This window comes from Bacillus sp. 5w2, assembly GCF_054353775.1.
In genome coordinates this window covers 411,596-431,399 of record NZ_JBTIWT010000002.1, presented here as the reverse complement: position 1 = coordinate 431,399, position 19,804 = coordinate 411,596, and the positions used below count along the sequence as shown (strand labels likewise).

The window sequence follows — 19,804 nt, the reverse complement described above, 5'->3', positions numbered from 1 at the left end:
CTCCCCCTTATTTAACCGTTAATGTTATATTGTCAATTAATCGTACATTCTCAAATTTAACTGCAATTGCTAAAATGATTCGTCCTTCAATTTTATCTATTACTTGTAGTGAAGGATAGGCATATAAATCAGCATAATCTACAGTGCCTTTCGTATACGTCTCAATATACTCTTTCACAAGAGTTGTAATAATTTCTGAATTACGTTCGCCTGCCTCAATTCTTTCTTTCGCTACACATAGACTGCGGTATAAATGAGGAGCCTCTTCACGCTCTTCTTGTGATAAATACACGTTACGAGAACTTTTCGCTAATCCATCTTCTTCCCTTACAATATCCACTGGTACGATCGTAACCGGAATATTAAAATCAGCGACAAATCCTTCAATGACAGCAACTTGCTGTGCATCTTTCATACCGAAATACGCACGCGTTGGTAATGTAATATTAAACAGTTTCATTAGTACAGTCGCAACACCAGCGAAATGACCAGGTCTTTGTTTGCCACATAATACATCAGTACGCTTCACAACTGCTACTGTTGTCGTTTGTTCTGCTGGATACATTTCTTCTACGCTCGGATAAAATAAATAATCTACACCGTTTTCTTTTGCTACATTTTCATCTCTATCAATATCACGAGGGTATCGATCTAAATCTTCATTCGGCCCAAACTGTAGCGGATTGACAAACACGCTTAAAACGACAATTTCATTTTCTGCTCTTGCCTTACGTAATAGAGTCGCATGACCTTCATGTAAATAACCCATCGTTGGAACAAAACCAATACTTTTTCCACTTGTACGAAGTTCGTTTGTAATGTGCTGCATCTCTTGCACTGTAGTTACGATTTTCATTATTGTTTTCCTCCGTATAACGCTAAGCATTCTTCCTCTTTCATTGTGAATGAATGTTTTTCTTCTGGAAATTGTCCTGTCTTTACTTCAGTAACGTATTGTGAAATCCCTCGCACAATCTCCTCTTGAACAGACGTATATTGCTTCACAAATTTCGGAACACGATTTACGCCGTATGAGATAAGATCATGATAAACAAGTACTTGCCCATCTACCTTTCGCCCTGCTCCAATTCCAATCGTCGGAATTGTTAGTTGCTTCGAAATTAATTCTGCTAACTGCATTGGCACACATTCTAACACAAGCGCTATCGCACCAGCTTCCTCACATCTCTTCGCATCTTCTATTAATTTCTTTGCACTTTCAGCATCTTTTCCTTGTACTTTATACCCACCTAGTACTCCTACAGATTGAGGAGTTAAGCCTAAATGTGCCACGACAGGAATTCCCGCATTCGTCAAGTAATGAATAGTTGATACCACTTCCCCTGCACCTTCTACCTTCAGTGCATGAGCACCACTCTCTTGAACAATACGGCGTGCATTCACCATCGTATCTTGCAACGACACATGATACGACATAAATGGCATATCAGTTACAATAAACGTCTCTTTCGCTCCTCGGCGTACAGCTTTCGTATGATGAATCATATCCTCTACTGTTACAGGTACTGTTGAATCGTAGCCGAGCACAACCATCCCAAGGGAATCTCCAACTAGAATCATATCAACTTCAGCTTCTTCTGCTAACTTAGCAGATGGATAATCATACGCCGTTAGCATTGTAATCGGCTCACCTTGCTCTTTCATCTTCAAAAAATCTGTTTTTGTTTTCAAAAACTACTCCTCCTTTATGCAGGAGAGAGGCGATGGCCGAAATCATATAAAAAAACCCCTCTGGCCATAAAAGGGCAGAAGGGTTGTGTGTTAGTCGGCATTATTCATCCCTCTGTCCCAGTCCGTTATTGGATCAAGGCAGAATCCAAGTTATTAGTTTTCGTATTCTTCGAATCATGGTGCAGTTCGCTCTGATACTGCCCACATTCGAACTAATTATAGCAAACTCCGAAAAGGAATTACTACATTTTTTTGAAAAAATAATTTTTATTCTCATTACGGTATGTGAAATTTTTTTATAACTGACGCAATCATAGAAAGATAAACAGCTTTGTTTACATGCATAGTATAACTCTTAAAATATTGATGCAAGTTAATTGAGGAAAAGTACTTACAAAAGGAGAATGGCGAATGTCTATGAACAAATGGTTATCTCGGTTCATCAGTTTGCTTGTGATGATTGTATGGTGTATGACTTTAGGATCCTTCAATGTCTTTGCCTCAGTTAACGTCGGCACACAACCTATCGATTCAACAAAAGTAATTGAGGTCGAACTGAATGATGATTACTTTAACCCCAATATCATCACGATTCCGATTGAAGAATCAACAACATTACTATTAAAAAATAAAGGTAAAAACGAGCACACCTTTACAGTAAAAAAACTCGGCATTGACGTCATAGTTGAGCCAGAAAAAGAAAAAAGTATTACCGTGAAACCTAAAAGTACTGGTACATATGAATTAATATGCCGGTACCATCTCCTTAAAGGAATGGATGGCAAAGTAATCGTCAAATAACAAGTAAGAACAACCGGACGATACGTAAAATGAAAATTAGTTATTAAAAAATTTATTATCGTATTGCAAGATTAGCTCAAAATATGGAAATAAAAAAGAAGTTCCAAAAGAGGAACTTCTTTTACTTAATTTCGATATCCGCAGAATGAATATGATGTACTTTTCCCTCATGGTCCTCTAGAAGTAATACACCTTCTTCTGTAATCCCTTTTGCTAGCCCTGTAATCGACTGTCTCATCGTTCGGGCTGTAATTTCTTTCCCGATGCTCACAGCGTAACTTTCCCAAAGAATTTTAATAACAGAGAAACCATTTTGTAAATACTCTTCATATAATTTTTCTAGTTGTAAAAAGATTTGTTGCATAAGCTCTGCACGAACAATTGGCTTACCGGATTCAATTGCTAAAGAAGTAGCAATATGCTGAATTTCCTCATCAAAATGTTCTTGCTTTTGATTCGCATTAATACCAATCCCCATAATAACAGCATTAATTTTATCGGGATCCGCCTGCATTTCTGTTAATATACCTACAGCCTTTTTACCTTGAATTAAAATATCATTCGGCCATTTTATTCCTACGTTTACACCCGTACACTTTTCAATTGCTTGTGCAACGCTCACAGCCGCTAATAAAGTAAGTTGTGGTGCATGATGAACAGGGATTGATGGACGTAAAATAATACTCATCCAAATTCCTGTTCCTTTTGGTGAATACCATTTCCTGCTTAAACGACCTCTGCCCGACGTTTGTTCTTCTGCCACAACAATCGTTCCTTCTTCTGCGCCTTCATAAGCAAGTTTTGCTGCAATATGCTGCGTGGATTCAACAGTTTCTTCAAAATATACCGTTCTACCAATATGTTTCGTTTGTAACCCTAACTGAATTTCATTAGCAGTTACTTTGTCTGGCTTACCCGCAATGCGATAACCTAATCGACGCACAGCTTCAAGTTCATATCCCTCATTCCGAAGGTCCTCCATATGTTTCCACACAGCGGTTCTTGAACAACCAAGTTTATCACTAATCGTTTGGCCAGATACAAACGCGCCATCCGCTTCCGAAAAAACTTGCAATAACTGCTTTCTTATAGTAGATTGCATTCTTGCAGCCACTCCCTTATACACTCTTTCTCATTACCTACGTTTCCTTGTACGATTGCTTCCTCAATTTTTTGAATCATTTCAGCGACCCACGGACCGGGCTTTTTATTTGCCCAGTTTAATAAATCATTCCCAGTCACATTCATTTCTTGGCGACTCTTGATTGGCAATACTTCAAACAACGTTTGTACTCGTTTAACAGCTGTATGATCATAGCTTTCAATCATCGCTTCATATACTCTTTCGGCCATTTCAGCGATATGAAGTCCCGTTTTATAAAGAAGGACTGTATCCCAATCCTTCTCCTTTCTCGTACGAATTGTTAATAAAACTGCGACGATATCTTTTATTTTTTTATTCGAAAACTTCCATTGACGCAAAAAGACAGATGGATGCTCTTCTCCGATACAATATAAGAAAAATGCCCATGCCTCAATGTCCGTTTCAAAAGAATCCCAGTTATACTGCGTAGCTTTTAATAATCTCTCTTCTGACATTTGTAAATATGGCAGATGAGAAAATAGCTTCGTTTCTACTAATTCTTGCAAGCCCTTCACGCAATATGTACCAGTTAACAGTTTCTCAAATTCCACTGTAATTCGCTCAATTGCAATATGTTCCAGTAAATGTCCATATGTTTCAATTGCTTGTTTCGTTTTCATTTCTAAAGAAAAACCTAACGTACTTACGAAACGAATACCACGCATCATTCGCAGGGCGTCTTCTTGAAAACGATCCGCAGCATTGCCAACTGTCACAATTTCTCTCTTTTGAATCGCTTCCTGTCCAGCAAATAAATCAACCATTTCGCCTTCTTCTGTCATCGCAATTGCATTCATTGTGAAATCACGACGTTTTAAATCCTCTTCTAATGAACGAACAAATTGAACACTACTAGGTCTTCGAAAATCTTCATATTCGCTCTCTGTTCGAAAAGTGGTTACCTCATAAGGTTCACCATTTTCTACCACAATTACAGTTCCATGCTCAAGACCAACAGGAACATGTCTTGGAAATATAGCCATCACTTCTTCTGGTAAAGCAGATGTCGCAATATCAATATCTCCAATCGGCCTATCGATAATAAGATCTCGTACGCTTCCACCGACAAAGTAGGCCTCATGTCCTTGTTGCTTTAAAGTCTCAATAATAGAGCTAGCTTTTTTAAATCTTTTCATTTTTGTCATCCCTTAGTACATCATAGTAAATCGTTTCATATTGTGAGACGATTTTTTCAGAGCGGAACTGCTCGTAAACACTTGCTCTTGCTCGCTCTCCCATATTACGGTGAAGTTCTTCATCCTTTAATAGCTGAATGGCTTGATTTGCCACTCCTGTTGGATTGCCAACTTCACATAAATATCCTGTTTCGCCATGTTGAATGACTTCTGGAATACCTCCAACCCTTGTTCCGATACAAGGTACACCACACGCCATCGCTTCTAATAAAACAAGACCAAAACTCTCCTTCTCTGAAAGAAGCAACATTAAATCACTCATCGCAAGTAGCTCTGCAACATTATCTTGCTTCCCTAAGAATAAGACGCGATCTTCAATATGTAGATTTTTCACTATCTGTAAAATCGTGCAAAATTCTGGTCCATCTCCAACAAGAAGCAACTTCGCATCTACTTCTGTAACAATTTTAGCAAATGCCTGAACAACATCTTGCACACGTTTCACTTTACGGAAGTTTGAAATGTGAATTAGTATCTTTTCACTCTCACTTATACCGTATTCTTTCTTTAATTGAGACATATCACGCTTGAAATATACACGTTCGTCTATAAAGTTATATACCGTTTGAATGTTTTTATTTGGTTTTACAAGCTCATGCGTTTCGTTAATTAATGAATGCGAGACAGCCGTCACAACATCAGATTGCTCAATACCAAAACGAATTAAATTATTTAGCGAAGGGTCGGAACCTAACACAGTAATATCTGTTCCATGCAAGGTTGTAACAATTTTAATACGCTCTCCAATCATTTGTTTTGCTAAATAAGCACAAATTGCATGTGGTATTGCGTAATGCACATGTAAAATATCTAGGTTTTCTCTTTGTGCAACCTCTGCCATTTTACTCGCTAACGCTAAATCGTATGGTGGATATTGAAATACAGAGTATTGATTTACCGTCACTTCATGAAAATAAATGTTTGGATACACTTTATTTAACCGGAATGGTAAACCCGATGTAATAAAATGAATTTCATGCCCGCGTTCCGCTAATTGCTTTCCTAATTCTGTTCCAACAACCCCAGAACCACCTACAGAAGGATAACATGTAATACCTATTTTTAATTTCATTTACATCCCCCTATTAAATCAGCATGTAATAAAACCGGTTTCTTACTCATAAATCCCTCGGCATATAAGACTCCAACTTCTTTTCCAAACATTTTCTCTCGAGCGACCACAGTTTCAACATAACCTTCTGTTAACGGCGTTTTCACACCATCACTACCTGTTGAAAACTGACTTTCATATGCTTCTAATGCTTCCACTTTTATAGAAAGGTACTCACTTATATCTATACAAAAATTCGGTTTATGAAAACCATTAATCATATAATAATAAAAAGACTCCACACGATGTGGTGGAAGCTCTGGCATATATTTACGAATTCCCGCTGAAAAAATAGCTTCTTCCACAAGTTTTGCACAATTCGCATGATCTGGATGACGATCTTCATAATACGGCGCAAAAACTAGTTTTGGTTTATATGTACGAATCACCTTTACAATTTCACGTATATACTCTTCTTTCATATACAAACCACGGTCTGGCATCGCTAAATTCAGTCTCGTTTTTACTCCCATTATACGAGCTGCCGCCTTTGCTTCTTCTTTTCTCAATTCTATTGTTCCATTAGAAGAAAGATCAGCTTCTGTTAAATCACAAATACCTACTTCATACCCTTGCTTCGTATATTTAGCAATGGTACCAGCCATGCCGATTTCAACATCATCGGCATGAGCACCAAACGCTAATATATGTAATCCACTCATAATTGTTCCCCTCATTTTCTTAACTTGCGGTAATCTAAATCTCCTCGCTCTAATGCGTGCATTAACATTTCAGCACTTGCCATATTCGTTGCAAGTGGAATCGCATATACATCACATAGACGAAGCAATGCATTTACATCTGGTTCATGCGGCTGAGCCGTTAGTGGATCTCGGAAAAAAATCACCATATCCATATCATTTTTCGCAATCATGGCACCAATTTCTTGATCACCACCAAGAGGACCCGATTGATATCTTGTTACAACTAAACCAGTTGCCTCCATAATACGAAGTCCTGTCGTCCCTGTTGCAAACAATTCATGCTTCTCAAAAATTGGTTTATATGCATACGCAAACGAAACCATGTCATTTTTCTTTTTGTCATGTGCGATTAAGGCAATTTTCATCCGTTGTCTCCCCTTTAGTCGATAATGTTTTCTAATCCGTACACAAGATGATCTAAATTCATTACTGTATCAATTGATAGTTTTACACCTGACATAAAGGATGCACGATTGAATGAATCATGGCGAACCGTTAACATTTGTCCATCTCCACCAAACATTACTTCTTGGTGTGCAATAAGTCCTGGTAAACGTACACTATGAATGTGAATGCCGTCTACATTTGCACCACGAGCACCTTCTAATTGCTCTACTTCATTTGGGTGACCTTGCTGCTTTGATTCACGGTTTTGACGAATTAATTCTACTGTTTTTACAGCTGTACCAGATGGTGCATCTAATTTTTGATCATGATGCAATTCAATTACTTCAACATCTTGGAAGTACTTCGCTGCTATTTGTGAGAATTTCATCATAAGAACTGCACCAATTGCAAAGTTCGGAGCGATAATTGTTCCTACTGCTTTTTCCTTCGCATTCTCTGTTAATTGCTTTAGTTCTTCTTCTGTAAATCCAGTTGTACCAATAACAGAACGAAGTCCACGCTCAACTGCTAGTGTAACGTGTTGTTTTCCAACTTCTGGCGTTGTTAAATCTAACAACACATCTGCTTCTACTTCCTCTAAACAAGTATGTAAATCTGCGTAAATTGGCGCTTGTAACGCTGGCATGCCCGGTAAATCAGAGATTTTCTCTCCACCATGCTTATAATCCACTGCTGCTACTAAATTAAAATGTTCCGTTCTTTCCATAAGAAGGACTGCTTCATGTCCCATACGTCCTCTTGGTCCAGCGATAATTACTTTAATTTCTTTCATTATTCTTTCTCTCCCTCATCAATACGTGTCCAGCGATCTTTATCGCGAGTATTAAATTTATTCATTACAATGTTATGTGCTGTTTCTAAATCAATATTTAAACTATTTGCCATACAAATCATAACAAATAATACATCTCCAAGCTCTTCTTCAATACTACGTTCTGTTTCAGTTGTTTTCTTCGGTTTCTCACCATAATAATGATTAACCTCTCTTGCAAGCTCCCCCATTTCTTCCGTTAAACGAGCCATCATTGCAAGTGGACTGAAATAACCTTCTTTAAACTGACCAATATATGCATCTACTTCTTTCTGCATATCCTTCATCGTTTTTGTTTCCATACAATTCACCTCTAATCCTTCCTCTTTCATGTTAGCCAATTCATCGCGATTTGACAAATATTATTCCCCGCAAAACACCTATTTGCGACCCTTTTTTGGATAGACTATAATAAAGTGAAACTTCTTTTGCATGCTTTTCGCAAAAGATTAGTTGAACCAATCGGGTTCCTACGGCTGGTTTGTCCTTCTTCAGAGCTTTATCCCCTACCAGCCGTTGGAACGGGGTAAAGTGAAACTTCTTTTGCATGCTTTTCGCAAAAGATTAGTTGAACCAATCGGGTTCCTACGGCTGGTTTGTCCTTCTTCAGAGCTTTATTCCCTACCAGCCGTTGGAACGGGGTAAAGTGAAACTTCTTTTGCGGTTTTTGCAAAAGATTAGTTGAACCAATCTGGTTCCTACGGCTGGTTTGCCCTTCTTCAGAGCTTTATCTCCTACCAGCCGTTGGAACGGGGTAAAGTGAAACTTCTTTTGCGGTTTTTGCAAAAGATTAGTTGAACCAATCGGATTTTTGTAGCCTTCACTATTTTCACTAGCAACTAGAAATTACTTATCATTATGTTTTACCGTTTCAGCGGAGCAATGCAATCTACATAATTAGGGGGATTTCTATATGACATCAAATTTGAGAATTCGAAATATCATTTTCATTTTAATCGGTTCCGCTATTTTTTCTTTCGGTATTGTGAATATCAATATTGAAAATCACCTTGCAGAAGGTGGATTTACCGGTATTACACTATTATTGTATTTTCTATTTAAGTTTGATCCTTCTTACTCAAACTTACTTTTAAATATCCCTATATTTTTTATTGGTTGGAAGTTACTTGGAAGAACGACATTTTTATATACACTAATCGGCACCTTTAGCGTATCTTTATTTCTATGGATTTTTCAGCGTTACGAAGTTCTCAACTTACATTTAAACTTACAAAATGATATGACACTCGCGGCTTTATTCGCTGGGGCATTTATTGGTATCGGTCTTGGGATCATATTTAAATATGGCGGGACTACTGGCGGTGTAGATATTATCGCGAGACTCGCTCATAAATATGTTGGCTGGAGTATGGGAAAAACGATGTTTATGTTTGATGCTATCGTCATTATCGTCTCTATTCTTACCTATTTATCATACCGCGAGGGCATGTATACGCTAGTTGCTGTTTTTATCGGGGCGAAAGTCATTGATTTTATGCAAGAAGGAGCCTATGCGGCGAAAGGAGCAACTATTATCTCAGATAAAAACGATGAAATTGCTGCCAAAATTTTATCTGATATGGAGCGCGGAGCAACCTTTTTAAAAGCTGTTGGATCATATACAAAAGTGGAACGGAACGTATTATATTGCGTTGTTGCTAAAAATGAAATCGTGAAATTAAAAAATATTATTACTTCTGTAGATCCTCATGCCTTTGTTGCTGTAAGTGACGTACATGATGTAGTTGGTGAAGGTTTTACATTGGATGAGAATAAAAATCCGTTACATACATAAATGCAACTAGAAAAGCTCTTTAGCTTTTCTAGTTTTTTATTACATATTTTTTAAGTTTCTCTAAATCCTCATAAATAAGCTCCAATAAACTCCGATTATAAAAAATGGAAGCAGGATGAAAAGTCGGGAAAATATGATATTCTTTCTCTGACCATGTAAACGCTGCACTTTGCATATCCTTTAATTTTTGAATGGGCTGTTTTAATAATTGTCCGTGCACATCTGTTATTTTTGTATTTTTTCCTGTCAAACGTTGAAGGCCGATATTTCCAAGTGTGACGATAAGCTTCGGGTTTATTTTCTCTAATTCATAATCTAACAAAGGGGCATGGGCAAGTATTTCTCCTTGATTTGGCGTTCTATTATACTTTTTCTGTATGATTTCACCATTTCGTTCTTTTTTCCCTCGCCACTTATAAGGTCTGCTCCGAACAGCGCTCGTAATATATACTTCTTCCCTTGTAACGTGAATCCGTTCTAAAAAACCCATTAATTGTTTTCCCGCTCTCCCGCTAAACGGAATCCCATTATGAATTTCTGTTTCACCAGGCGCTTCTCCTAGCAACATAAATTTTGGATTTTCAGGACCTTGTCCACTTAAAAATCCTTCTAGCTGATAAGAAGCACTTTGTTCTTTCACTTGTTTTACTAAATGGCTCGGATATTTCATTTCCCCCACCACCTTTCCACATTACTTCTATTATTTCTATTTGTAATACATTATATAATTCAATCACAAAACAAAAAAGACTATCAAAATTGATAGTCTTTAGTCGTCGCTACGCTGCATACCAGTATACATTAATACGAGACGTAATAATTCAAATACTGCTACAGCTGCAGCCGCTACATATGTTAATGCTGCCGCATTTAATACTTTACGAGCTTGCCCATATTCATCTGTTGATACGATACCTAACGCTTCAATTTGCTGCATTGCACGCTTTGATGCATCAAACTCAACTGGTAATGTAACAAGTTGGAACACAACACCTGCTGCCATTAAGATGATACCTAATAACAATAAGTTAGACATAGATGCAAAGGCACCAATCATAATAAATATCCAAGAAATATTCGATCCAAAGTTTGCAACTGGCACTAATGAATGACGAATACGCATAAAGTTATAATCTTTTGCATCTTGAATTGCGTGTCCTACTTCATGTGCCGCTACTGCTGTTCCAGCAACTGAATGACCGTAATAGTTATCTGTTGATAATCGAACTGTTTTGGCAGTTGGATCATAATGGTCTGATAAATGACCTGGTGTTTCTTCAACAGCGACATTGTATAATCCATTTTCATCCAAAATTTTTCGAGCCACTTCTGCTCCTGTCATACCTGATGTTGAATAAACTTGTGAATACTTGCTATAGGCACTACGTACTTTTGACTGTGCATACAACGGTATGATCAAAATGATCGCGAAGTAAATTAAATAAAACATCATGAATCTCTGAACCTCCATTGAAGTTTTAATTATAGTACTTCTCATTCTATTTTCTTCTGCCACCATTGTCAATGAATAAACCTTACAATCCGTATCTTTATTTATTACATTATCTATTCTTAGAGTGTACATTACTTTTTCTTTTTTCTCTCTCGCCTTTATACTTTCTCCATCCAACATAAGTTAATGTGAATAAAATAAGACCTCCAGTAATTGTCATAAACCAAATAAGAGAGGGTGCAATTTCATCTTTTTTTACTGTGTGAAATATTTTTTGCAAATCCCCTTTAATGATTCCTAATTGCATTTGCCCACCTTTCGTTTTTAACATAACGTTACGAAATTCATCCAAATAGGATAGATGGACATTTACACGCTGCACTTCGTTTTCTGGCAAGGCGATCATTAAGCTTGGATAAATAATATTAAATTCATGTAAAAATGTGTTTAACGTTTGTTGAAACTGTCCCGTATCTTCTTTTTCCATCGCTTTTTCCATTTGAGAAAAGGCATCCATTACTTTTCTTTCTCTTTCCATCCAAAGTGGTTGATACTTTGATACTTGTGCATCAACCGCGAACTGTAGGGCTAACACATTATCAATTTTAACTTGTTTACTTACATCTTCTTCCACGAGTGATTGTTTCGCCTTGTCATAAGCTAAAGAAATAACTCTAACTTGATCTGACGTTACTTCTTGCTTCTTTTCATTCCCCTTTATTACAAACTGTTCCGAGAAATGTTGTAAGACTTGTACTGCTTTTTCATCTTCATTACGCTTCACTAATTGTAATGAGTCGTCTAACAACCCTGTTAGTTCACTCCACTCTTCAGCATATATACGTAACGGAAACATTATAATTAGAAATGCTATCAATCCAATTAATGTTCTCTTCATCACGGTCCCCCCTATAACTACTAGTACAAAATATGTTAATTTGGACAAGAATAGAACAGAACTGAACCGAAAAATATATTATCGTTTTACAAATAAAAAAATTCTCTTTAAGCAGAGAATTTTTCCTTTGAAATCCTTTTCTTTTTTACGAAATATCTATACAAGCTATAACAAAGTATGCTACCACCTAAAATAAACAATAAAATAACACACGCAGCATGCATAAAGAATTCTTCTGGTAGCATTAATATAATCGGATCCGTTTCAATATCAAACATCCAATAATCATTACTGAACAAAAGCTTATGGAATAATACAAAACTCTTTTCAAAATTAATAGCAATCGGTAACATGAGCGCTATCGGAAAAATAATTGTTAAAATCGATCCGTGTAGTAAAAACTTTTCATTTTTCTTTTTTAATAAATAAATGCCGCCTACCATTGCAATCATAATTGTCGCATACATCACATATTGAATCTTTACTAAAATATTTTTAACATCTACAAAATGAATACGGCCATTTGTAGACATATCTAATGTTGGCAACTGTAATGCTCCATCATAAAACGGCGATAAATATGTGATAAGCACATCATAGTTTCTTTTAATATCATCCTTTGTCATATCCGCTAAATCTGGAATATTTAAAAAATCAATTTCAAAATAATATAGCCATTTTCCGTATACAACCGCAGTTGTTGCGAGTGCAAATATAGAAAATGCTATGCTGTATGAAACAGCTATCGTAATCAATCGATCCCATATTTTTGTACCACTCTTATTTTTCTTCATTTTCTCCCCCTACATGTCTTAACTATCATAAAGAAAACTGTTTTCGGTTCTCACGCAAGCAAGAATAATATGTAATACATAGTGTAGCGATGCTTAGCCAGAACGTAAAATAACCAATTTCTTCTACAAACAAATGCATAATTCCATATCTCGGCATTTGCCAAAATAAATAATCAATTGCATCATTATGTAATGTCCATATAGCTGCTACCGCAAAATGCCATTTTTTTATACGGTAAAACGGTGCATATAACAATCCTTGTACTGCCATCGCAAAATGCGAAAGCATTAACATATACCCCATAACACCAATAGGACCTTTTACATAGATCATAATTGCATTTACAACAACAGCCCATATCCCATATTTTATTAAAGTAACAATCGCTAACGCCTCTATTAATCCCCAATTTCTCTTTATTAAAAAAGCAATTAAAACAAAGACAAAAAAGAGACTCGCCATCGGGCTATCGGGTACAAACGGCCAAAATATAGGGGAAGTTTCTTTTAATTGATTTCCATACCATATAAATCCGTATATTGTACCTAATATGTTAACAACTAATAAAAATAATAATACGGAGCGTTGTCTTAACATTGCATACAAGTAAACCAAGCTGTATGTCCAACACCTTTCAAACAAAGTCATTCTTTCCTCAAACTCTACTCTATTATATAGTAAATTTTCTTTCATCAAAATAAAAAGCTGACTACAAATTTTGTAGTCAGCTTTTTATTATTTTTTATTATACTTTGCAACGAATTCCGAAAGCTTCTTCAGTTCCTCATCTGTACCTTTAAATACACCTTTAGGCATCGAACCTTTTCCTTCTTTCGCAATTTTAGCAATTTCTTCTGGCTTTAAAGTTAAGTTTTGCAGTGCTGGTGCTGCTGCCCCGCCCTGTAAATTGTCACCGTGACATGTTAAACAAGTATTTTTTTGCATTAATTTATAACCGTCATCATTTTTATCAACTGGTGCTGTTTTTACAATTGCTCCTTGTTTTTTTGCAGCTTCCCAGTCGTGGTGTGCTACAGATTCCCAAGTTAAAAAGATAATCGATGCAATTGCTAAAAGCATAAATCCCGTTGCTACAGGACGCTTCAATGGGCGTCTTTCTGGACCTCGATCAAGAAATGGAGCTAACAGTAATGCGCCAAACGCAATCCCTGGCATAATAAACGCTCCAATTACAGTAAATGAGCCAGAAGCATAAGAATACTTTAATAACTGATACAAGAATAAGAAATACCAATCTGGAAGTGGTATATATCCAGCATCAGTTGGATCCGCCATTCTCTCAAGTGGTGACGGATGCGCCACTGTTAAACATAGATAACCGATTAAAAAAACTGCACCAACCATCCATTCTTTTAACAAGAAATTCGGCCAAAATGCTTCTGTTTTCCCTGGGTATTCAGAATAGTCTTTTGGAATATTTGGTTTCCGAGCTACTGGTACCCGAGAATCTCCTACAAACTTCATCCCTTTGCCGCGATGCATAATCTCCCTCCTTTAGTTCTTTCCCCTTTAATTTAGCAATCTCTTATAGCGGACCGGAAATACCTTGTTTGCGAATCATGATGAAGTGGAAGGCCATTAAACCTAGAAGTGCTGCTGGTAAGAAGAAGACGTGAATAGCAAAGAAGCGAGTTAATGTTTGAGCGCCAACAATTTCGGAATGACCAGCGAGTAATGTTTTAATATAAGGACCAATGAGCGGCGTTTGCTCTGCAATTTGAATCCCTACTTTCGTAGCAAATAACGCTTTCATATCCCACGGTAATAAATATCCGGTAAAACCAAGACCTAACATAACAAAGAAAATAAGAACACCAACAATCCAGTTTAACTCACGAGGCTTTTTATATGCACCTTGGAAGAAAACTCTGAGTGTATGTAAAAACATCATTACAATGACGAGACTAGCACCCCAGTGGTGCATACCACGAACAATTTGTCCGTACGCAACCTCATTTTGTAAATAATAAACCGATTCCCAAGCATTTTTAATATCAGGCACATAATACATCGTCAAAAACATTCCAGATAAAATTTGAATGACAGTAACGAAAAAGGTAAGTCCTCCAAAGCAATAAACGAATGCAGAGAAGTGATGTGCCGGGTTTACATGTTCAGGTACTTCATGATCAGCGATATCACGCCATATTGGTGTAATATCTAACCTTTCATCTACCCAATCATAAATTTTATTTAGCATCTACTTCGCACCCCCTCTTGGCTTCGCTTTTCCTAAATACAGCGTTCCATCTTTCACTTTAGATTCGTATACATCCAGTGGAGCAAGGGGCGGCGTGCCTTTAATGTTCATCCCGTCCTTTGTATAACGGCCCCCGTGACATGGACAAAAGAATTGATTCGGATGTGCTTTGTCCGAATTCCAGTTCACTGTACATCCTAAATGTTTACATACTGGAGAGAACGCAACAATGTCTCCGCTTTCATCTTTATGAACCCAAGCTGATTTTGGCTCTTCGGACTTGTACCAACCATCAACCTGCTTCACCTTAAAGTCGAAACGTTTCGGCTCTGTTGTAATATCCTTTACTTGTGCAACAGCAACCATATCCGTTCCCGCTTCTTTTCTTAACACCGGATCAAGCGCAAATCGCGTCATCGGCATTAAAATACCCGCTGCCATAAAGCCTCCTACCCCTGTAAGGGTGTAATTTAAAAACTGTCTTCTTGACACACGATGTTCTTTCTCGCTCACGAAAATTTCCCCCCTCTATCAGAAATTGTCCCCTCGTGATAAATTATATAAAAAATAAAAACTAGGACACTATCATGATATAATACGCTCATGCACAGGTCAATATCATACTACTCATAATAATAAGAACTTTCTGTTTATTATTACTTTCCCCATTTTTCTTCTAACATCACCATTATATTTTTTATATGTGCATGAATAACTTCTCTTTTCGCTTGATCACTAAATTGTTCTAACGCTAATGAAGGAAACCAAAATAAATCTCCCTGTAATTCTTGCATATCTTCTTTCCACGAAAAATCACTTGTAACATAAGCAATATGCTTAAAACCTTGCTTTTGTAAATGATTTGTCCATTCTTGCAAACGACCTTTTTCATTTTTTTGACTTTCTACTAAATACGTAAATGCAGGTAGTAAAAGCACTCTTCCTTTATATTCTCTTTCTAGTTCCATACTCAACAATTCGATAAATTCACCTTGTTCTACTACCATTTTCATTTCTTTCGCTGCCGAAATTGATAAAAGTGGTATAACACCTGTATCTACATACTCTCTTGCTTGCTCAAACTGTTCTACATCTTTTACAACCCATTTCAAATTTCTTCCCTCCCTCCCCTATAAATAACAGAACTTTCACTTTATATATATTAAACCATACTAAAAGAGGTAAAAAAAGAAAAACTACCTATATTAAGGTAGTTTTTCTTAAAAAGTCTGAAATTTGTAAAACTTTATGAATCCAAATGAATTCTATAACATCTTTAACTCCGCTGTTAACCTATGAAACGCTTCCTTATCTTGCTTATCCAGCGCTTCATCAATTTGTTTCAAGAGACGTTCTCTTCTAAAAGAAAATACACTTTCTTCTAAAAATCTTTCTGCAAGTAAACGATCTTTTTCATTTACTTCAATATGCTTTGGTAAATACGGGTTTTCTTCTAATACAGCTACATAATTTGCATTTTGAAACGATGATTTAAAATTGAGTTGAATATAAATATCCTCATCTCGATTTAAACGAATATCATGAAACGATTTTTCAGCATCTGTTGTCATAACATTTTGTTTAAAAAAGTGAAATGGTGTGTCTTTCACACAATTCGCGGACATCACTAAACCACGCGGACAATACTTTGCATGCTCTACGAAGTGGACTTTATGCATCAATTGGTCGTGACTCATTAAATAATTCAAAATCCATACACATTCACGCTGTTTCAGTTGGTAATTATTCAAAAACCATTTTACAAAATCCTTCTTCTCGTTTACAGAAACAGGGGTATTCATAGCAATTAAGTCCCTCCTCTGTCTTTCTCTTTTCTTTTTAGATTCAAGAAGCGGCATTCAGTTTCCTTCCAACTTATGAAAAATCCTCTAAATTATATAACAATTCTTCAATATGAATTTGTGTCGGGTCTAGTTGTATTAACTGAGTAAATACTTCTTTCGCCTCTTTTCGCATTCCTTCTTCCAATAAGAAATAACCGTACTCTTCCAAGAAGTCTGGATGATTCTTAAAAGAAGTATATGCACTTTCATAGTGTTTTAATGCATCCGAATACATTTCTAATTGTTTTTTTGCAAACGCAAGATCCCAAAGTAATTGTGTATCTGGTTCTCCGCTATCAATCGCACGCTCTACAACTGCAATTAGCTCTTCATACTTTTCTTGTTCTTTTAAGATATACGCATATTTTAATGTTGCACCTAAATGTCCTGGATCTAACTCAAGCGCTTTTTGAAGCACTTCTTCTGCTTCCGCTATTTTTCCTAATTTCGCCGCAATGTTCGCTAATTCTACATAAAATGGTACAGAAAGCTCATCTACTTTAATTCCTTCATGAAGTGTTTCATAGCTTTCTTGAAGCATTCCTTCTTTTTCATAACTTTTCGCTAAATACATATACAACGATGCATACTCAGGATCTAATTCTTTTAGTTCTTGCCAAGCACCAATTGCTCTTTGGTATTCTTCACCTTGGTATAATGTGAAGGCATATCCAAATAATGAGTGGATATCTTTTTGTTCCTCTAAACCTGCTTCGTAGTAAGAAATCGCTTCTTCCCAATTTCCAATCGCACTTAACGTTTCTGCGAGGCGAAGTGCAATGACAACACCTCCCATTACTTTATGTTCCGCTAATAGCGACTCATAATGAGTGATTGCCTTTTGTTCTTCACCTTTACTACTATATAACTCTGCTAATCCAAACGTAATAACAGGTTCTTCAGGCATCATTTCTTTCGCCTTTAATAGTTTTTGTTCTGCTACATCATCAAAACCTTGCATTTGGAATAAATCCGCAACAAGTAATAACGATTGAACATATAAATCATCATTTTCTGGAATGTCATGAAGCACTTCAATCGCTTCATCTTCTTTGTCTAGATCAATATATAATTCTGCTAAAAATACAGTGAATTCACTTTCTTCCGGGTACAATAAACGCAAGTCTTCTGTAATAGCTAACGCTTCATCCGTAAATCCCAGTGTATGATAGTAACGAGCAATATCATATTTCTCTTCATCATTCGCAATTTTTAATTGTTCTTTTAATAATTGTAATCCTTTTTCCGCTTCACCATTTTCAATATATGAAACAGCCTGTTCAAACTTTTGCATAAACGTCTCCTTTAATTCTAAAAAATATTCTTTTCTGTTCATTTCCCCCGCTATTTACGGGCAGTAAGACCCCCACCTCAAAATTCAGCGAAGACAAAGAAGTTTGAGGGGGGCGAGCTGCCCGTTAAATCCCGATTGGTGCGGGCTAATAATCAGTGGGGATAAACATCCCCCCACTGATTAAAGTTTCACTTTATCATAAGCAACTAGATGTAAGAACGCAACCTTTTGAATGAGCATAATTCTTCTTGTACTTTCACTGATAACGATTCGAATATGACACCGATACCGCATTACTACTTTCTATTGTACCGTTTTCTTTCATTACCGTGCAAATAACTTCCCTTATTAATTATTGACCCGCACGGATTGAGCTTTACAGGCCTTCTTCACCAATCTTTATTTACATAAAAAAGACTCCTATAATAGGAGCCTTCACACACTCTTAAGAATATGTTTCTTCTTTCTTTACTTGCTCTTTTACAAGCTCTTTCAATAATTCTATAATTTCATCATTTTCTTCTTTCAAACCAACAGTAATACGAATACCATCATGTATACCAAATGCAGCACCAGAACGAACAATATATCCTTTCTTCATTAATCGTTCGAAAGCCTCATTACCAGTAATGCCCAGTTTTAAGAAAATGAAATTTGTTTGAGACGGATAATAGAATACGTTATATTCCTTACAAAATGCGTAATATTGATGTAACCCTTCTTCATTCTTTTTCACACATTCTTGTAAAAATGCTTGATCTTCTAATGCAGCAAGTGCTACAGATTGGGCTACAGTCGATGTATTGAATGGTAACCTTGCTACTTCTAGCTGACCGATTAACTTCGCATTACCAACCGCATATCCGATTCGGAAAGCAGCCAAACCATATGCTTTTGAAAACGTGCGTAAAACCATAAGATTTTCATACTTTTCAAGAAGTGGTAATGTTTGCGGATAGTCTTCTGTCCCCGCATATTCATAATATGCTTCGTCCATAATAACGAGCGCTGACTTAGGAACTGATTCTAAAAATGAAAGTAATCTTTGTTTCTCTACATATGTACCTGTCGGATTATTCGGGTTACAAATCCATACAATCTTCGTTTTGTCATCCACTTGCTGTAACATCGCATCTAAATCGTGAATGCCATCTTTAAGTGGTACTTCACGAACTTCTGCTCCTTCAATAACAGCATGGTGATGATATTGAGAAAACGTTGGATTCGCCATTACAACATTTGTTCCTTCGTGTAGTAATGCACGACTAATCATTTGGATGACTTCATCTAATCCACTACCAAATAACAGTTGTTCCTCTTTAACCCCTAAATATTTTGCTACTTTTGTCCGAAGTTCAAAGGCATATCCATCTGGATAAAGAGCGTATTGACTCGCTAAAGAAGTTAATGCTTCTGTTACACGGGTAGAACAACCGAATGGATTTTCGTTCGATGCTAATTTCACAATTTTTGATAATCCATATTCCCTTTTTACTTCTTCAATATTTTTCCCAGGTACATATGCTCTCAAAGTTAACAATTGCTCTTTCACTCTCATTTTTCTTCCCCCAGTCATTTTATTCAACTCGATTACAATACGGTAATCGGTTATCATAACCGTCACTATTACGAGAATA

Annotated in this window: 23 protein-coding genes; 2 read left to right on the top strand and 21 right to left on the bottom strand. The window is 36.5% G+C overall.

The window, feature by feature from the left end:
* Window positions 1–7: 7 nt before the first annotated feature.
* Both panC and panB read right to left on the bottom strand, forming a co-directional pair.
* Window positions 8–856, bottom strand: coding sequence for a pantoate--beta-alanine ligase (gene panC / locus ACXY7N_RS06550; RefSeq protein WP_016088622.1), 849 nt, complete (start codon window positions 854–856; stop codon window positions 8–10).
* The gene (panB, locus tag ACXY7N_RS06545; RefSeq protein WP_016088623.1) at window positions 856–1,692 is read right to left on the bottom strand and encodes a 3-methyl-2-oxobutanoate hydroxymethyltransferase; all 837 of its coding nucleotides are present in this window, start codon (window positions 1,690–1,692) and stop codon (window positions 856–858) included. Before panB ends, panC begins: the two co-directional genes overlap by 1 nt.
* A 411-nt stretch (window positions 1,693–2,103) precedes the next feature.
* On the opposite strand from panB, the gene ACXY7N_RS06540 reads away from it, so the two are divergent.
* Window positions 2,104–2,493: a cupredoxin domain-containing protein gene (locus ACXY7N_RS06540; protein WP_016088624.1), complete on the top strand. Its 390-nt coding sequence runs from the start codon at window positions 2,104–2,106 to the stop codon at window positions 2,491–2,493.
* A gap of 121 nt (window positions 2,494–2,614) precedes the next feature.
* Here the strand turns inward: ACXY7N_RS06540 and ACXY7N_RS06535 are convergent, their stop codons facing one another.
* From ACXY7N_RS06535 to ACXY7N_RS06505, 7 genes are read right to left on the bottom strand one after another with little or no spacing between them, the layout of a single operon-like run.
* Complete coding sequence (locus tag ACXY7N_RS06535; RefSeq protein WP_016088625.1) at window positions 2,615–3,595, bottom strand: biotin--[acetyl-CoA-carboxylase] ligase; 981 nt, start codon at window positions 3,593–3,595, stop codon at window positions 2,615–2,617.
* Window positions 3,580–4,773: a CCA tRNA nucleotidyltransferase gene (locus ACXY7N_RS06530; protein ID WP_088083491.1), complete on the bottom strand. Its 1,194-nt coding sequence runs from the start codon at window positions 4,771–4,773 to the stop codon at window positions 3,580–3,582. The genes ACXY7N_RS06535 and ACXY7N_RS06530 overlap by 16 nt, the downstream gene beginning before the upstream one ends.
* A complete protein-coding gene (gene bshA / locus ACXY7N_RS06525; RefSeq protein ID WP_016088627.1) occupies window positions 4,760–5,905 on the bottom strand; it encodes an N-acetyl-alpha-D-glucosaminyl L-malate synthase BshA in 1,146 nt (381 codons plus the stop codon). The genes ACXY7N_RS06530 and bshA overlap by 14 nt, the downstream gene beginning before the upstream one ends.
* On the bottom strand, window positions 5,902–6,606 hold the full coding sequence (bshB1, locus tag ACXY7N_RS06520; RefSeq protein ID WP_016088628.1) for a bacillithiol biosynthesis deacetylase BshB1: 705 nt from the start codon (window positions 6,604–6,606) through the stop codon (window positions 5,902–5,904). The genes bshA and bshB1 overlap by 4 nt, the downstream gene beginning before the upstream one ends.
* Window positions 6,607–6,617: 11 nt before the next feature.
* A complete protein-coding gene (mgsA, locus tag ACXY7N_RS06515; RefSeq protein ID WP_000684760.1) occupies window positions 6,618–7,013 on the bottom strand; it encodes a methylglyoxal synthase in 396 nt (131 codons plus the stop codon).
* Window positions 7,014–7,027: 14 nt separating this feature from the next.
* Window positions 7,028–7,828 carry a dihydrodipicolinate reductase gene (gene dapB / locus ACXY7N_RS06510; RefSeq protein WP_088083490.1) on the bottom strand — a complete coding sequence of 267 codons (801 nt, stop codon included), beginning with the start codon at window positions 7,826–7,828 and terminating at the stop codon, window positions 7,028–7,030.
* A complete protein-coding gene (locus ACXY7N_RS06505) occupies window positions 7,828–8,169 on the bottom strand; it encodes a nucleotide pyrophosphohydrolase (protein WP_016088629.1) in 342 nt (113 codons plus the stop codon). The genes dapB and ACXY7N_RS06505 overlap by 1 nt, the downstream gene beginning before the upstream one ends.
* A gap of 611 nt (window positions 8,170–8,780) precedes the next feature.
* On the opposite strand from ACXY7N_RS06505, the gene ACXY7N_RS06500 reads away from it, so the two are divergent.
* The gene (locus tag ACXY7N_RS06500; RefSeq protein WP_016088630.1) at window positions 8,781–9,662 is read left to right on the top strand and encodes a YitT family protein; all 882 of its coding nucleotides are present in this window, start codon (window positions 8,781–8,783) and stop codon (window positions 9,660–9,662) included.
* Between the two features lie 28 nt (window positions 9,663–9,690).
* Here the strand turns inward: ACXY7N_RS06500 and ACXY7N_RS06495 are convergent, their stop codons facing one another.
* The 12 genes from ACXY7N_RS06495 to hisC all read right to left on the bottom strand — a co-directional run bounded on the left by ACXY7N_RS06495 (window position 9,691) and on the right by hisC (window position 19,725).
* Window positions 9,691–10,332 (bottom strand): uracil-DNA glycosylase, encoded by a 642-nt coding sequence (locus ACXY7N_RS06495; protein ID WP_016088631.1) that lies wholly within the window; start codon window positions 10,330–10,332, stop codon window positions 9,691–9,693.
* A 99-nt stretch (window positions 10,333–10,431) separates the two neighbouring features.
* Window positions 10,432–11,112, bottom strand: coding sequence for a zinc metallopeptidase (locus ACXY7N_RS06490; protein WP_033659816.1), 681 nt, complete (start codon window positions 11,110–11,112; stop codon window positions 10,432–10,434).
* A gap of 112 nt (window positions 11,113–11,224) precedes the next feature.
* The gene (gene ypjB, locus ACXY7N_RS06485) at window positions 11,225–12,013 is read right to left on the bottom strand and encodes a sporulation protein YpjB (RefSeq protein WP_016134013.1); all 789 of its coding nucleotides are present in this window, start codon (window positions 12,011–12,013) and stop codon (window positions 11,225–11,227) included.
* 107 nt (window positions 12,014–12,120) lie between these two features.
* Window positions 12,121–12,807 (bottom strand): lipoprotein intramolecular transacylase Lit, encoded by a 687-nt coding sequence (gene lit, locus ACXY7N_RS06480; protein WP_016088634.1) that lies wholly within the window; start codon window positions 12,805–12,807, stop codon window positions 12,121–12,123.
* 25 nt (window positions 12,808–12,832) lie between these two features.
* The gene (gene lhaT / locus ACXY7N_RS06475; RefSeq protein ID WP_098560751.1) at window positions 12,833–13,423 is read right to left on the bottom strand and encodes a lipoprotein heptaprenylglyceryl N-acetyltransferase LhaT; all 591 of its coding nucleotides are present in this window, start codon (window positions 13,421–13,423) and stop codon (window positions 12,833–12,835) included.
* 120 nt (window positions 13,424–13,543) lie between these two features.
* Window positions 13,544–14,311 (bottom strand): menaquinol-cytochrome c reductase cytochrome b/c subunit, encoded by a 768-nt coding sequence (gene qcrC, locus ACXY7N_RS06470; RefSeq protein ID WP_000554603.1) that lies wholly within the window; start codon window positions 14,309–14,311, stop codon window positions 13,544–13,546.
* Window positions 14,312–14,354: 43 nt separating this feature from the next.
* Window positions 14,355–15,029 (bottom strand): menaquinol-cytochrome c reductase cytochrome b subunit, encoded by a 675-nt coding sequence (gene qcrB, locus ACXY7N_RS06465; protein ID WP_000932700.1) that lies wholly within the window; start codon window positions 15,027–15,029, stop codon window positions 14,355–14,357.
* Complete coding sequence (gene qcrA, locus ACXY7N_RS06460) at window positions 15,030–15,542, bottom strand: menaquinol-cytochrome c reductase iron-sulfur subunit (RefSeq protein WP_001290420.1); 513 nt, start codon at window positions 15,540–15,542, stop codon at window positions 15,030–15,032. It abuts the gene before it with no gap.
* Window positions 15,543–15,685: 143 nt separating this feature from the next.
* Window positions 15,686–16,141, bottom strand: a complete 456-nt coding sequence (locus tag ACXY7N_RS06455) for a YpiF family protein (protein ID WP_016134012.1) — start codon at window positions 16,139–16,141, stop codon at window positions 15,686–15,688.
* A gap of 153 nt (window positions 16,142–16,294) precedes the next feature.
* Entirely contained in the window at window positions 16,295–16,831 is a 537-nt protein-coding gene (locus tag ACXY7N_RS06450; protein ID WP_001095923.1) for a ReoY family proteolytic degradation factor, read from the bottom strand.
* A 73-nt stretch (window positions 16,832–16,904) separates the two neighbouring features.
* Window positions 16,905–18,167, bottom strand: coding sequence for a tetratricopeptide repeat protein (locus tag ACXY7N_RS06445; protein ID WP_016134011.1), 1,263 nt, complete (start codon window positions 18,165–18,167; stop codon window positions 16,905–16,907).
* A 445-nt stretch (window positions 18,168–18,612) separates the two neighbouring features.
* Window positions 18,613–19,725 (bottom strand): histidinol-phosphate transaminase, encoded by a 1,113-nt coding sequence (gene hisC, locus ACXY7N_RS06440; protein WP_016134010.1) that lies wholly within the window; start codon window positions 19,723–19,725, stop codon window positions 18,613–18,615.
* Between the last annotated feature and the right edge of the window lie 79 nt (window positions 19,726–19,804).